Genomic DNA, 14,412 nt, shown 5'->3' with positions numbered 1-14,412 from the left:
ACAAAGTCATACCCGGTGGCAATGCCTTTTTCGCTCGTTCGTATGAACGAATACGAACCCCGCTTGTTGAAAGCACGATCTCTACGCAAACGACGATGAAAAACCTCCATTCAATTGCTTTTGAACATTTCCCTGCGTTTGGTGACGGCTTCGCCCTGCGTATTTCAAGCAAGACTGACCCGAGTCAGGAAGACGAATATTCTGTGGAGATTCAGGCAGGCAGCTGGATGGAAATTGAGCCGTGGCATTCCATCAGCCGAAATGCGCCAAGGAAGGCAACGCTGGCCCCCGGCGATGCTGAGGCCATATTTGGTGCCTTGGTTAATGCTCGGGTTGCCGTGATGGGGCAGGACTATGTTGTCCTTGATGGCGTGTCAAACAAACTGACGGTGCTGGCCGGCTCAAGCATCTCCGAGTTCAAGTGGGACGGTGAACTTCCACCTGTCTGGATTGAACTGGAGCCGGCAATAACAAGGCTGGTCCGCATCGGGACAAGAATGGCTGTGGAAGCCGCGCAGTGAACTGTGGGCAAATGAGCAGCAAGTCTCTCATTCAAGCTACATCGCCGACACCCATCCTAGTTCATGGAGCCGAACCAAGAAGGTCTCGAGCCGTTATGAACGACGATAAATGTAATCGCTAGTCCATTTATAAACTACATGTTCGTCCTGTCAACGAGGGTACTAGTTATGAGTACATCGAAATCAAGAAACAGGATCATTCCGGCATCCTTGCGAGCGAGAGCCGGTAATTCGCCATACCACCGTCATCATGCCAGGCATCGGTGTGCTCTACCGTGCGCCAGCTACGTTGAGCGCCACGAGTAAAACAGGCACTGCCATTTTCGAGTCTGGACTCGATCCAGGCTGTTGTCTCCAGATCAATTCCGGCAACCTGCCACTCGTTGAATAAGTCCGGCATGCCGGAAAGCCATTGAAGACGCTCTCTATAGAAAAACGGATCGACGCGCAGCAGGACCTCACAGGTGATCCAGTCGCCAACCTGGTAGCCCTCAGGTGGTTTTAATTCCTGGTACACCGAGATGCCAAAGTCGATCGCCCACACTGTCGGCGTGTAGTGGATGATCTGCGCGCAGACCTCGTAGGTGGCGCCATCGATTTGTTTGATGCTTCGTTTAACGTTTGTCGTCTTGAACACGGACTCAGCAACAAACTCGAATGCAAGTGTGAGCCCGTCTCCAACGGCGAATTCGCCGTAGTTACCATCCTGGATGATCCAGGCATCGATTTCGACGTTGATGTGATTCGGCTGCATAGGTGGGACTCGCCAGGCGTAGGTGCCGGCTTCAATCTGCGCAAGCAGGCCGGCAACAAAATGTTGTCCGGTCATCGTATCAAGAAAGTCCGCCGGTCAATTGCCATCGAGCGCAGTAGATGCGGGCCATCAGCTCCGCGCGAAACACACCGACATAATCGAGCAGCGGAGTGCTAGCACCGTTTTGGGCTCAGAAGTGTCAGGCATGTGGCGACTGTTCACACGCAATATCTGCTGCGTGCCTAGCATCGGTATCGTTGCATGGCTGCTGATTTGCGGGCCAATACACCTGAGTCGATACGCCGTTGCTGCAAAACGGAAATCCAGTGCCGGTTCGATCACCCGCTCATTGCCCTGAAGATCATGGGCAATGGAGGTTCGTCGCGCCAGGCCGCCCCGGCAAACGGCATGGCGCGTGATATAGAACGATCGTACAATATCGCCATTCGCCATCACCCCTTACTGCATGATGCAGCCCGGTTCTGATTCCCCGCCCGCGTCGGCCGCCCGCCGCATTGCCCATCTGGATATGGATGCGTTTTACGCGTCGGTGGAACTGCTGCGTTATCCGCATCTGCGCGGCCAGCCGGTGGTGATCGGCGGGCGCTCCACGCATGCGCCGGTGCAGGATAAAGACGGCAACTGGCATTACACGCGCATGCGGGATTATGTGGGCCGTGGCGTGGTCACCACATCCACTTACGAGGCGCGCGCCTTGGGTGTGTTCTCGGCAATGGGCACGATGAAGGCGGCGCGGCTGGCGCCCGATGCGATTTTGTTACCCGCCGATTTCGATGCCTACCGCCATTATTCGGGACTGTTCAAACGCGCCGTGGCCGTGATTGCGCCCGATATCGAAGATCGTGGTATCGATGAGATTTATCTCGATCTAAGCAGCCATACCGAGGATTCCGTTACGCTGGCGCGCATGCTCAAGCAAGCCGTCACCCAGGCGACGGGCCTGACCTGTTCGGTGGGCATCGCACCCAACAAGCTGCTGGCCAAAATCTGTTCCGAACTCGACAAGCCCGACGGCATTACCGTGCTGACGCACGCTGATTTGCCAACGCGCATCTGGCCGATGTCGGTACGCAAAATCAACGGCATCGGCCCCAAAGCCGCCGAGAAACTGGCGGCGCTGGGCATCGAAACCATCGCCCAACTGGCCGCCTACGACGCGCAGGCGCTGCTGCAACATTTTGGCCGCAGCTACGGCGACTGGTTGCACCGCGCCGCTCACGGCATCGACGACCGCCCCGTGGTCACCTACAGCGAACCCAAATCCATCAGCCGCGAAACCACGTTTGAGCGCGACCTGCACGCCCGCCAGGACCGCGCCGCGCTGTCCGATATCCTGATCCGCCTGTGCGAACGGCTGGGCGCCGATCTGGAACGCAAAGGCTATGTCAGCCGCACCATCGGCATCAAACTGCGCTTTTCCGATTTCCACATCGTCACCCGCGACATCTCGCTGGACGCCCCCGTCCAGACCCCCGCCGAAATCCTCCACGCCGCCCGCGAATGCCTTAAACGCGTGCCGCTGGAGCAACGCATGCGCCTGCTCGGCGTACGCGCCAGCGCGCTCTGCCACCCCGATCAGCTGGAGCCCATGCCGCAACGCTACGTGCAAGGCGATCTGTTCGACGGGGTTTGAACGTGGCATGGGGTGGGTCAAGACCCACCACCCAAAGTGGCACGCCAAGCGAACCGCAATAGCAAGCAGCTTTGAATGGTGGGTCTCGACCCACCCTATGGAACAGCGGCCGGCCGCGAGCAGCGAAGCGCGCTCGCATCCCCGCCCCGCGACAGCGAGCGAAGCGAGTGCCTCGCGGCATCAACTGCAATGCTTCGGGCGTCCCACAGGGACCTCCTTTGGTCGTAGCGAGCGGTCGCAGGTTGCGTACCGCCGGAACGGAGGGACCGTAAGCGTACGGTAGGTACGTGCGGATCCCGAGTACCGCCGGGACGCAAGCTGCGTCCGCGCAGTAGACCCTCTCCGCAAAAAAAAAGGCCCGTACATAGTACGGGCCCGCACGCTCAATGAGGTGCCATGTCCTCCAGCCAAGACTTGCCAGAAATTACTGGAGGACGTCAGTCGGTCACGGGAAAACTACAGCTCAAGCAGTGTGACCAGATCATGCAACGGGTATGGATGGCTTTCCGGGACGCAAGCACACACGCGGCACAATCTGCTGCAAGAGTTTAAGAGCCGGAGCCCGCAGGGGCGCTGGCGGTCGGGGCGTCGGAAGACGAATCCCCGGCGTATGCCATACCACCAATCAGGGCTGCGGCAATCAAAGCGAGGCTAGTCAGCGTTTTGCGCATTTGCATAAAGGCTCCTTGGTTTGGGTTAGAACTGTAAAACCTCGGTGAGGCTGAGCCCTACTATGCAATTGCCGTGCCAGCTTCTCATTTACTAGCAAAATCAACAGTTTGCCGACCGGCGTAGCTGGGGTGTCGCAAGAATGTGGCGTATCCCACGCTTTTGTGTCGCTATATGGCGACGCCGTTTATCGACCACACCGCCATCCCAGCAAATTCGCGGGCTGGCGTTGTCGCTAACCAGCGACGCCCTCACCCGGCTGGCGGAACAATGCGGGGTCCAGACCGTTTTTTTGCAGCAGACGGTAGAACTCCGTGCGATTGCGCCCGGCCATACGTGCGGCGTCGGTCACATTGCCGTCCGCCACTTTCAACAACTGGGTCAGATAGTCGCGCTCAAAGCGGGTTTTAGCTTCGTTGTAATTAAGGATGCCTTGCGCCGGCAGCCGCAATGCCCGTTGCACCAGACCGAGCGGAATAATCGGCGCGCTGGCCAGTGCGCAAACCTGTTCCACCACGTTATACAGCTGGCGCACGTTACCGGGCCACGACGCTGCCAGCAGCGCCTCCATGGCATCCGGGGCATAGCCGGTGACGGGCTTGTTATATTTGCCCGCCACTTGCGCCAGAAAATGCGCCGCCAGCAACGGAATATCTTCGCGCCGCTCGGACAACGGCGGCAGCGTCAGCGACACCACATTCAGCCGGTAATACAGATCTTCGCGGAACAGTCCCTGGGCAATGGCGGCGTCCAGATCGCGGTGCGTTGCCGAGACGATGCGCACATCCACCGCCACCGCTTCGCTGGCGCCCACCGGCCGCACCGCCTTCTCTTGCAGTACGCGCAGCAGTTTGACTTGCAAGGGCAACGGCATGTCGCCGATTTCGTCCAGCAACAGGGTGCCGCCGTGGGCGGTCTGGAATAAACCGCGATGGTTGCTCAAGGCGCCAGTGAACGCGCCTTTGATATGGCCGAACAATTCGGACTCCAGCAACTGCTCGGGGATGGCGCCGCAATTGACCGCTACAAACGGGCCTTTGGCGCGCGGACTGGCGCGGTGGATGGCCTTGGCCAGCAATTCCTTGCCCACGCCGCTCTCGCCCTGCACCAGCACGCTGGCGTCCGAGGCGGCGACCAGCCGGGTTTCGCCCAGCAGTTCTTCCATGATCTGGCTGCGGCTGATAATGCCGGCGCGCCAGGCGGTCTCGCTGGTTTGCGCGGCTTGGGCCGGGGCCGCCACGCTGAGGGCTTGTGCCACCTTGTCCAGCAACACGCGGGCATCAAACGGTTTGGTCAGATAGCAGAACACGCCGCGTTCCATCGCCTCGACCGCATCGGGAATGGTGCCGTGGGCGGTCAGCATGATCACCGGCAAACCGGCGTAGCGTTGGCGCAATTGCTCGAACAGCGCCATGCCATCCTGGCCGGGCAAGCGCACATCGCTGATCACCAGCTCGGGCCGTTCATGCCCGATTTGCGCCAGCGCGGCTTCGGCCGAGGCGGCGGTAGACACGCGATAACCGGCCGCCTGCAAGCGTAAGGCCATCAACCGCAGCATGTCGGCGTCATCGTCGACAAACAGGATGTGCGGTTTTTCCATAACTCATTCTCCTTTGCTGGCCCCCGGCACTGGCTTGGTCGCCAGATCGCGCTCGACCGCCTTGAGCGCATCAAGTTGCTGCTTGAGCTGGTCGGCGCGTTTTTGCGCATCTTTGCCAGCCTGGCTTTGCTTGTCGATCTGGTCTTCCAGCTTGCGCCGTTCGGTCCACATTGCGTTCAGCAACTGGGCATAGGGTTTAAGCGCGTTATCGGCTTTGATCACACTTTCGGTCAGCATGATGGCACGCGCGGTATCGACCGGATTATGCGTGTGGCCTAACAAAATGGCCTGGCGCAAGGTCACATCCGGCGTCTGGATGCCATTGGCGAGTTCCAGCGCGCGTTTGTTCAATTCGCTGGCGGACAGGTCACGCGTTTGTACATAGAACACCGTCAGCGCCCGCATCGGGTCCAGCGGTGCTGGCGCGACCGGGGCAAGCTGGGGCTTGGGTTCTGTTTTGGGTTTGGGCGGCGCGGCACATGCCGCCAACAACACGGCCGCGACCAGGGCCGTCAATAAAAGTCGAAAATCAGGGTGTTTCATCAGGTATACGGATCCGGAAATGAGCGCCAGGGCCGGCGTTAAGCAAACGCACCGTGCCACCGTGCGCTTCGACCAGTTCGCGCACAATCGACAGTCCGATCCCGTGCCCCGGCGCGCTGGTGGATGGCTGACTGCTGCCACGATAGAAAGGTTCGAAGATCCGCGCAACTTCTGCTTCAGGCACGCCCGGGCCGCTATCGATACAGTCGATTTCCAGGGCGCCATCAGCATGGCGCACGCGCAGCTGGATCTCGCTGTCCTCGGGGCTGAAACGGATGGCATTGGAGAGCAGATTGCCCACTGCCATCGCCACTTTGTCGGTATCCAGCACCGTGATGACCGGCTCGCCGTCAACATGGACCACCAGCTTGCGGGCCAGCCATTGCAGCCGCTGTTCGTCCGCCACGCGTTGTACCACGGCCAGCGCATCAGTACGGTCGCGGGTCAGCCGACGCGCCTGGAACGCAATGGTTTGATAGCGCAGCAAGTCTTCGATGCGCGCCTGCAAGGTCAGCACGTTTTCTTTGAGGATGCCGGTGATTTCGCGTTGCTGCGGTTGCAGCGCGCCGACGATGCCTTCGTCCAGCAAAGCCACGCCTTCGCGCAGCGCCGCCAATGGCGTTTTAAGCTCATGCGACACGTGATGCAGCACGCGGGTTTTTTCGGCATCGGCCGCCAGCAAGCGTTTGCGTAACCAGTCCAGCTGGTTGCCCAGCTGGCGCAAATCGCTCGGGCCCTGAATAACGACGGCGTCGGCAAGGCGGTTTTCGCCCAGCCGGTTGATGGCCCCGGCGATATGCCGCAATGGCCGGGCAAAGCCAACGCTCCAGCCGATTGCCAGAGCCACGGTCACGCCGATCACTATGCCGATTTGCCAGGTCAGCAGTTCACGCTGCTGATCCAGTTCCTTGCTGAAGGTGTCGTTACGTGTGGCCAGCCAGCGCTTGGCCAGCGCCTGGATTTCATCATTGTTCTGATGCAGGCCTTCCAGCTGGGCATAAAGGTACTTCTGCTGGCTGTGCACGTTTTTCCACGATTGCGCCAGCACCGACCCGGCGCGTTCGCCATGGGTCACCCAGTCGTCAAACACGGTGGCGTCGCTGCCCATGCTGCTGCGCACGTTCTGCACCGCAGTGCGGGCATCGCGCCAGGCATCCATATAACGATCACGGAACGTGGAGTCATCCAGAATCAAAAACTGCCGCGCGCCGCGATCCATGGCCAGCGTGCGTTCCTGCAGCTTTTGCACTTCTTCGCCCAGCGTGGCGGCGGCCTGCATCTGCATGCGGCTTTGCACGCCCAGGCGTTCCAGCGCCAGTAGCGCGTTGACTGAGCTGCCGCCCAGCAGTGCAACGCTCAGCATGAAAATACCGAGTGACCACCAGCGAAACGAGCTGTGTGGAAGAATTCTCATCAGCGGCCCCTTGCGGGCAACCGGGTGTTGCCAGTCATGCGTGTGCTCCCTACGTCAGCACGCATGATAGCCATGATCGCCCGCGGCCGCAGTTAACTGGCGGTTTGCCGGGCGCGCCATTCAGCCGGCGCCGTCTCCGGCCAGCACATCCAGATCCTGGCGCACGGGAAAATCATCCACCGGTGGATGCTCGGCCAGGCAGTACGCCAGGTCGTGACTTTGCATGCACGTCACAAAACTCTGCGCGGCCAGGCCGGTGGCAAAGTCATAGATATGATCGGCGACCTGTACTTTGGATTCTGCCAGTTTGATAACGTCTGTCATTGCGACCTCCGTCTTTATATATAAGCGCGAGCGGACACAACAACGGCGCTCCAGGCGCCGTTGTTGGTGCGACTACAAAGTTCGACCGTTGCAGTGCCGCCGGCAAAGCGGCGCGCTGCGGCGGCGCAAACCCAGGCTTAGTGCCAGTACGGCTCACTACGATAGAACGTATTGATTTCGTTGGCCCAGGTGCTATCGGCCATGCTCGGCCAATGGTCCTTGTCAAAGCCGGGGGCGTTCTTCAGCGATTCTTTGTCCTGGTTCAGCAGAAACTGTTTGTTATCCACATCCAGCGTCAGCGCTTGCCACGGCACGGCAAACAGCTTGTCACCGATGCCGAGGAAACCGCCGAAGGACAGCACTGCATAAGCGATACGACCTTGTTTGACGTCGAGCATGATGCCCTTGATATCGCCCAGTTTTTCACCGGCCGGGTTGTACACGTCATCGCCTTCCAGCGAGCTGGCCAGCATCAGATCCGGCCCAGGGCCGTCATTCACAAACGATTCGGGCGAGCCCACGATATTTGCATCGCGCGTGCCGCTCTCCAGACTGCCACCGGTATAACCACGATTCAGATCGGATGAACTGCCGTATTGGTTGATAGCCATGATTTCGGCTCCTCTGTGAGGGTTCTGTTAACACTCAACGCCTGCCCGCATGCTTGAATCCGGGTTGCGCTGCGACGTGCAAACCATGCTACGCACCCGCTCGGCATCAGGTGATCGGTGCTGACCGCGTTACCGGGTAGGACACTGGCCGTAACAAAAGCGCGCTTGGCTGGCAGGTGCGAGGGATGTGCGGACGAGGGCTGTCAGAACATTTGCCGCAGGCAAGCAAGTGCCGCCTGCGCCGGATACATACACTGGCAGTGCCATTCCATCCAGCCAGATCAAGCCTGGCATCACAACGCTTGGGCAGCGGCCTGCGGGGCGCTAAACTGTCGGCCATGCACGCGCTTACGCTTTATCTGATGCCCACCCCGTCGCAACCGCTCACGCTTGATCTGGCGTGGTCGGACAGCACGCGTGCGCGGCTGGCGACGTTGACGCATCCGCAACGGCGGCGGCAGTTTGCCCTGGGCCGACTGGCCTTGCTGACGGCAGCCAGCAAGACGCTGGGGCGGGCGGTGGCGTTGGACGATCTGGTTGAAAAAACCGATGACGCGCCGGTGTTTGCTTCAGCACCGCAACTCTTTACCAGTTTGTCGCACAGTGGCGACTGGGTCGCCGCGCTGGTGGCGGAGCAAGCCTGTGGGGTCGATATCGAAATGCCGCGTCCGCGTAACTGGGCCGCGCTGGGCAAACAGGCTTATTCGGCGGGCGACCTGGGCTGGCTGCTGGCGGCCTCCGATGGCTTTACCATGCAGCATCGCTTTTATACCTTGTGGACGCTGCGCGAAGCCGCTTTCAAAGGCGGCCATCGCGAGCATGTGTATGGCCCGCCCGATACCATCCCCACCGGCACCACCATGGCCTTTGGCGAACACGGCGACCTGCATTGGGCCGTCAGCGCCTCCGCGCCGCTACGAGTGAGCGTGCAGACCTTGAGCCTGGACGATTATCTTGCTGCCGTCATCGCCTGAGCCCACCGTCTATGTGCCTCCTCCTTCGCTGATGCGGTCCCTGTCTGATCCTGGCCTGTTGCTGTTTCGCCGCGCGCGGGCGGAAGACGCGCGCTGGCTGGCGCCGCTGGTTTATGCCTCGGCGTGGGAAGAATTCCAGTTTCTGTTGGGGGTAAAGCAGCCGCAGTGCGAAGCGTTTCTGCAAGCGGCATTGGCGTCGCGGTTTGGGCATTTTTCCTGGCGGCATCACCACGTGGCCGTGATGGGCGATGTACCGGTTTCGGTGATCGGCGTGTACGACGGGCGCAAGGGCCGCTTTGATGCGTTTCCGCTGCTGCTGCAATTGCTGCGGCATTTTGGCTGGCGTCATACCGGCGGCATCCTGCTGCGCGCCCTGGCCATGCAACATGCAATGCCGGCGCCCACCCGGCATCAAACCTTGTTGGCGCATTGCGCCACGCATCCGGAAGTGCGGGGGCTGGGTTTGTTTTCGGCCTTGCTGGCGCAATTGCAGCAAGACCGGCTGATTCCCGCCCGTCGTGATCAAGCCGTTATCCTGGATGTGCTGGCCAGCAATGTGCGCGCCTTGGCTTTGTATCGGCGTTCAGGCTTTGTCATTACCCGCGATCGGCCCGATGACGGCGTGCCGTTGCAACTGGCGGTCAAACGCATGCAGCTCAAGGCATCAGCGCGCTCGGGCAATTAAGAATTTTCTTGCCTTTGATCAGTCCGCACTAAACTTCTGCGCCGCGCAGCCGACCTATTTGTAATTACATGTATCAATAATGCGTTGAACTCACGCCGCCATCGGGCAAGCGCTGCAACGCATTACAGGCCAGGAGACCGCCATGGCGCTCAATTTATCCGGTATCAATCTGCAGTCCGCCACCTACGCCAGCAAACTCAATCAGTTGGCCGACGCTGCCAGCAGCAAGACCAGTAACACCGATACGGCGAGCAGTGCCACGTCGCCAGACAAAGTAACGCTGGGTGGGGGCGTCGACGCCAGTGCGCTGACGTATTCCAACCCCACGGCCAGCGCCAGCAGCAACGCATCCACCAGCGCCACCGCTAGCGATGGCACCACCCAGGGCGTCGACCTGGCCAGCATGCTGGCCGACTCCAACGACAAGGTGGCGCAATTTACCCAGATGCTGAGCAACATCCTGCAACAGCAGGGCTTGACCGCCAGCAAAGTGGTCAGTGGCGAGCAACATATCAGCGCCGATCCGCAGACCATTGCAGCGGCCAAACAGGCGGTGTCGGAAGACGGCGAATTCGGCGTCAAGAATACGGCCACGCGGATACTCAGTTTTGCCAAGGCAGCCATTGCGGCTGACCCGTCCAAACTGGACCAGATCAAAGACGCAATCCAGAGCGGCTTTGATCAGGCGGCGCAATATTTTGGCGGCAAGCTGCCCGATATCAGCAACCAGACGCACGACGCCATCATGGCTACGCTGGATAGCTGGAGTGCCAATGGCATTCCGTCGGGCGATGTGCAGGTGGTGATGCCGAATAGCGATAGCAGCGATGGTAGTGATAGCAGCACGGCCAATCAGACCACGGACGCGGCCAGCAGCGCCACCACGCTCTACAGCACCACCTCGTTCAGCTATACGCAGACCACCATCCGCACTAGCGCCTGAGCGGCCGAGGCCCCTTGGGGCTCAGCGCCCGGCCTGGCGGATGCGTTGTGGGTGACTGTAGACAGTCATGCGTTCGCCCCGGGCGAAGCCGATTAGTGTGATGCCTGCTTGTTCGGCCATGCGGATCGCGAGCGCGGTGGGGGCAGACACGGCGGCCACCACGCTGAACCCCGCCGCTGCCGCCTTGTGCACAATCTCATACGAAGCCCGCGAGCTCATCACGATGATGCCGCTGCGATCTGTTTGTCTGGCCGTGGCGCCGATCAGCTTGTCCAGCGCGTTATGTCGTCCCACATCTTCGCGCGCAATCACTTGCCCCGGCCGCCACCACATCGCCACATGGGTGGCGCCGGTCGCGGCATTCAAAGGCTGCGCTTGCTGCAACAGCGCCATGGCCGCGCTGATGTCGGCGGCATCCAGTTGCTGTGGGCTGCTCACTGTACTGATGGGGCGGATGGCGGCATCCAGCGATTCATAGCCGCACAAGCCACAACCCGTGCGCCCGGCCATGGAGCGGCGCACGGCTTTCAGGGCCTGGAATTTTGCTTCGACCAGCGTGATTTCAACCGCGATGCCGTCGCAGCCGGGCACGACTTCCAGATCGATCAGTTCAGACGGCTTGGCAATAATGGCTTCGGACAAGGCAAAGCCCAGCGCAAAGTCTTCCAGATCAAGCGGGCTAGCCATCATCACCGCGTGCGAAATGCCGTTGAACACCAGCGCGATGGCGGTTTCTTCCGCCACGATCTCCGTCAGCGTCTGGGCCTGGCCGCGCTCGATGCGGATTGCGTTGACGGCCTGGCTGCCGCTGGCCTCAGCGGCATGCGGGAGCACGCGCTCGGTCATGACAACAGCCCTGCCACCAGCGCGTGGCCTTTGTCGGTCAGCCACAAAGTGCGGCGCTTGTCGTGCTGGCGTGCTTCCACCAGCGCCAGCCCGCCCTCGGCTTCGGGCGAGGCCAGCACCAGCAAGGCACGATTGAGCTGGCTCATGCTCAGTCCAAGCCGTTTGGCGATCTGGTGGTCCGACACGCCATTTTTCTCGGCGATCGTGCCCACCAGATTGACCAGCAGATCTTCGTCCACCGTTACGCCGCCACCTGCGCTTCATGCGCGCTGCGCGTCAGCACCACCGGCACTGATTTGGAAGCGGGCGTACGCGCGCGATCGGCCATGCTGCTTAGCGGCACCAGCGCATTGGTTTCCGGGTAATAGCTGGCCAGGCAGCCTTCCGGGATGTCGTATTCCACCAGCAAAAACTCACGTGCCACACGTTCGCCGTCTTGCCACAGCGAGGTCATATCCACCCACTGCCCGGCCACCAGGCCCAGTCGCGCCAGATCGTTCTTGTTGATAAACACCACGCGCCGATGGCCAAACACGCCGCGATAACGGTCATCCAGGCCGTAGATGGTGGTGTTGTACTGGTCATGACTGCGTACCGTCATCAGGTTGAACACCAGCTTGTCGGCGTGCTGTTGGCGGATGGCCTTGATCGGCAGATCAGTCGGCACCGCATGCGTCATAAAGCGCGCTTTGCCTTCCGGCGTTACCCAGGCGCGCTCACGCGCACTATTGCCCAGGTAGAAACCGCCAGGCACGTGCACGCGGGCATTAAAGTCTTCAAAGCCGTCGATGACTTCGGCAATCTTGTCGCGGATGCGGTCGTAGTCCTCAACCATCCACAGCCACGCAATCTGGCTTTGCGGCAGCGTGGCAGCGGCCATGCGCGCGATGATGGCGGGCTCGGACAGCAAATGCGGCGAGGCCGGTTTGTTCATGCCGGACGAGATATGCACCATGCTCATCGAATCTTCCACCGTCACGCCTTGCGGCCCGGCGGCTTGCTGATCGACTTCGGTCCGGCCCAGACACGGCAGAATCAGCGCATCAAAGCCGTGGATCAAATGCGAACGATTGAGCTTGGTGGTCACATGTGCCGTCAGCGTGCAGCGTTGCAACGCGGCGTGCGTATTGACGGTGTCGGGCGTGGCCTGGGCAAAGTTGCCGCCCATGCCGATAAACACTTTGCCGTCGCCTTTGAGCATGGCTTCGATCGCGCCGATCACATCGTGGCCATGTTTGGCCGGCGGCACAAAGTTGAAGGCACGGCCCAGCTTGTCCAGAAAGCCTTGCGCCGGCTTTTCGTAGATGCCCATGGTGCGGTCGCCCTGCACATTGGAATGGCCGCGTACCGGGCACGCACCCGCGCCGGGCTTGCCGATATTACCGTGCATCAACAGCAGATTAAGGATGGTCTGGATGGTGGCCACCGAATGCTTGTGCTGGGTGACACCCATGCCCCAGGTGCAGATGGTGGCGGCGCTGGCGGCGTAGATGGCGCCGGCTTCGCGCAATTGCGCTTCGCTCAGGCCCGATTCTTCCGCCAGCGTGTCCCAGCTTTCGGCTTGCAGATCGGCCAGGAAATCATCAAAGCCGATCGTGTGTTCGGCGATAAAGTCGTAATCCACCGCGCCCAGTTCAAACGCGGCTTTGGCAATGCCTTTGGCCGCGGCCAGATCGCCGCCGATCTTGAGCTGGTAATAGCGCGTGGCCAGTGCTGTGCCCTGGCTCGACAACATATCGCGCGGGCTTTGCGGATCAGCAAAACGTTGCAGGCCGCGCTCGTGCAGCGGGTTGAACACCACAATCTGCGCACCGCGTTTGGCGGCTTCGCGCAGCGCGCCCAGCATGCGCGGATGGTTGGTGCCCGGGTTCTGCCCAAAAATAAAGATGGCATCCGCGGCGTCAAAATCGTCCAGCAGCACGGTACCTTTGCCGATGCCGATGGCTTCTTTCATGGCCGTGCCCGAGGGCTCGTGGCACATGTTCGAGCAGTCCGGCAGATTGTTGGTGCCAAACTCGCGGATAAACAATTGATACAGAAAGGCGGCTTCGTTGCTGGTGCGGCCCGAGGTATAGAACAGCGCCTGATCGGGATGGTCGAGCGCGTTCAGATGTCGGGCGATCAGCGCAAACGCGTCGTCCCATTGCACCGGCACATAGTGGTCGGTGGCGGCGTCGTAGCGCATCGGCTCGGTCAGGCGGCCTTGTGCCTCCAGCCAGTAGTCGTCATGCGTCAGCAAATCCGTCACGCTGTGCTGCGCAAAGAAATCGCGCATGACCCGGCGCTCGGTGGCTTCAGCGGCCACGGCTTTGGCACCGTTCTCACAGAACTCAAAGGTCGAGTGATGGTTTTTGTCTGGCCAGGCACAGCCGGGGCAATCAAAGCCGTCGGGCTGGTTCTGGCGCAACAAGGTTGCCACCCCACGGCCGACGATGCCTTGCTCATAAATGGTGCTGAGCGTGCTTTTGAGCGCGCCCCAGCCCCCGGCGGGCCGGTTGTAGAACCGGATACCTTGCTTACTCATACTGTGCAACTCCAGTGTTGCGGAATATTCGTTCTGTGGCCGGTGCGGTTTCGCATTCCAGCTCTGATATCTATACTAGCCAACTCGTGTGTCGCGGGCCTTTCCACCTGGCGCTCGCGCAATACCGCAGGTAAGCCACGCTGCGCTTGGGCAGCGGCTCCGCCTGCACGTCTGACACACAAGCTACGGATCATTTAATCCAGACGCGCACATTATGCGTTGCCGCATAGCGCTGCAATACGGCCTCTCCGTAGCCTGGCCTGCCTGGCATTCCACGTGTGGCCTTGCACACGCGCGGCTCTACCGCAACTCGTGTCCGGATTATCCAGCCCGGCCACATCGACGCGAAT

The 14,412-nt window shown here is 60.6% G+C and carries 15 protein-coding genes; 5 read left to right on the top strand and 10 right to left on the bottom strand.

Annotation, left to right across the window (positions count from 1 at the left end; translation table 11 throughout):
- Window positions 1–95 precede the first annotated feature (95 nt).
- Window positions 96–521: a hypothetical protein gene (locus ACYQ1A_RS11645; RefSeq protein ID WP_499362178.1), complete on the top strand. Its 426-nt coding sequence runs from the start codon at window positions 96–98 to the stop codon at window positions 519–521.
- A 196-nt stretch (window positions 522–717) separates the two neighbouring features.
- On the opposite strand, the gene ACYQ1A_RS11640 is transcribed toward ACYQ1A_RS11645, so the two are convergent.
- Window positions 718–1,350: a hypothetical protein gene (locus tag ACYQ1A_RS11640; protein WP_499362177.1), complete on the bottom strand. Its 633-nt coding sequence runs from the start codon at window positions 1,348–1,350 to the stop codon at window positions 718–720.
- 391 nt (window positions 1,351–1,741) lie between these two features.
- Here ACYQ1A_RS11640 and dinB point away from each other — a divergent pair, with 391 nt between their 5' ends.
- Window positions 1,742–2,929 (top strand): DNA polymerase IV, encoded by a 1,188-nt coding sequence (gene dinB, locus ACYQ1A_RS11635; protein ID WP_499362176.1) that lies wholly within the window; start codon window positions 1,742–1,744, stop codon window positions 2,927–2,929.
- 548 nt (window positions 2,930–3,477) lie between these two features.
- On the opposite strand, the gene ACYQ1A_RS11630 is transcribed toward dinB, so the two are convergent.
- The 6 genes from ACYQ1A_RS11630 to ACYQ1A_RS11605 form a co-directional block, all read right to left on the bottom strand.
- Window positions 3,478–3,606 carry a hypothetical protein gene (locus tag ACYQ1A_RS11630; RefSeq protein ID WP_499362175.1) on the bottom strand — a complete coding sequence of 43 codons (129 nt, stop codon included), beginning with the start codon at window positions 3,604–3,606 and terminating at the stop codon, window positions 3,478–3,480.
- A gap of 227 nt (window positions 3,607–3,833) precedes the next feature.
- Window positions 3,834–5,198, bottom strand: a complete 1,365-nt coding sequence (locus ACYQ1A_RS11625; RefSeq protein WP_499362174.1) for a sigma 54-interacting transcriptional regulator — start codon at window positions 5,196–5,198, stop codon at window positions 3,834–3,836.
- Window positions 5,199–5,201: 3 nt separating this feature from the next.
- Window positions 5,202–5,741 (bottom strand): hypothetical protein, encoded by a 540-nt coding sequence (locus ACYQ1A_RS11620; RefSeq protein ID WP_499362173.1) that lies wholly within the window; start codon window positions 5,739–5,741, stop codon window positions 5,202–5,204.
- The gene (locus ACYQ1A_RS11615; protein ID WP_499362172.1) at window positions 5,728–7,155 is read right to left on the bottom strand and encodes a sensor histidine kinase; all 1,428 of its coding nucleotides are present in this window, start codon (window positions 7,153–7,155) and stop codon (window positions 5,728–5,730) included. The genes ACYQ1A_RS11620 and ACYQ1A_RS11615 overlap by 14 nt, the downstream gene beginning before the upstream one ends.
- A 120-nt stretch (window positions 7,156–7,275) precedes the next feature.
- Window positions 7,276–7,479 (bottom strand): hypothetical protein, encoded by a 204-nt coding sequence (locus tag ACYQ1A_RS11610; protein WP_062224040.1) that lies wholly within the window; start codon window positions 7,477–7,479, stop codon window positions 7,276–7,278.
- Between the two features lie 137 nt (window positions 7,480–7,616).
- Window positions 7,617–8,090: a PRC-barrel domain-containing protein gene (locus ACYQ1A_RS11605; protein WP_499362171.1), complete on the bottom strand. Its 474-nt coding sequence runs from the start codon at window positions 8,088–8,090 to the stop codon at window positions 7,617–7,619.
- 338 nt (window positions 8,091–8,428) lie between these two features.
- On the opposite strand from ACYQ1A_RS11605, the gene ACYQ1A_RS11600 reads away from it, so the two are divergent.
- The 3 genes from ACYQ1A_RS11600 to ACYQ1A_RS11590 all read left to right on the top strand — a co-directional run bounded on the left by ACYQ1A_RS11600 (window position 8,429) and on the right by ACYQ1A_RS11590 (window position 10,692).
- A complete protein-coding gene (locus ACYQ1A_RS11600) occupies window positions 8,429–9,064 on the top strand; it encodes a 4'-phosphopantetheinyl transferase family protein (protein WP_499362170.1) in 636 nt (211 codons plus the stop codon).
- Entirely contained in the window at window positions 9,045–9,749 is a 705-nt protein-coding gene (locus ACYQ1A_RS11595; protein WP_499362169.1) for a GNAT family N-acetyltransferase, read from the top strand. Before ACYQ1A_RS11600 ends, ACYQ1A_RS11595 begins: the two co-directional genes overlap by 20 nt.
- A 142-nt stretch (window positions 9,750–9,891) precedes the next feature.
- Window positions 9,892–10,692: a hypothetical protein gene (locus ACYQ1A_RS11590; RefSeq protein ID WP_499362168.1), complete on the top strand. Its 801-nt coding sequence runs from the start codon at window positions 9,892–9,894 to the stop codon at window positions 10,690–10,692.
- A gap of 21 nt (window positions 10,693–10,713) precedes the next feature.
- Here the strand turns inward: ACYQ1A_RS11590 and fdhD are convergent, their stop codons facing one another.
- The 3 genes from fdhD to ACYQ1A_RS11575 are packed head-to-tail and all read right to left on the bottom strand — an operon-like array spanning window position 10,714 to window position 14,062.
- Complete coding sequence (gene fdhD / locus ACYQ1A_RS11585; RefSeq protein ID WP_499362167.1) at window positions 10,714–11,538, bottom strand: formate dehydrogenase accessory sulfurtransferase FdhD; 825 nt, start codon at window positions 11,536–11,538, stop codon at window positions 10,714–10,716.
- The gene (locus ACYQ1A_RS11580) at window positions 11,535–11,777 is read right to left on the bottom strand and encodes a helix-turn-helix domain-containing protein (RefSeq protein WP_499362166.1); all 243 of its coding nucleotides are present in this window, start codon (window positions 11,775–11,777) and stop codon (window positions 11,535–11,537) included. Before ACYQ1A_RS11580 ends, fdhD begins: the two co-directional genes overlap by 4 nt.
- A 2-nt stretch (window positions 11,778–11,779) precedes the next feature.
- On the bottom strand, window positions 11,780–14,062 hold the full coding sequence (locus tag ACYQ1A_RS11575; RefSeq protein WP_499362165.1) for an FdhF/YdeP family oxidoreductase: 2,283 nt from the start codon (window positions 14,060–14,062) through the stop codon (window positions 11,780–11,782).
- Window positions 14,063–14,412: the final 350 nt, after the last annotated feature.

The sequence above is a fragment of the Silvimonas sp. JCM 19000 genome (assembly GCF_054652575.1).
This window is presented reverse-complemented; position numbering and strand designations above follow the sequence as displayed.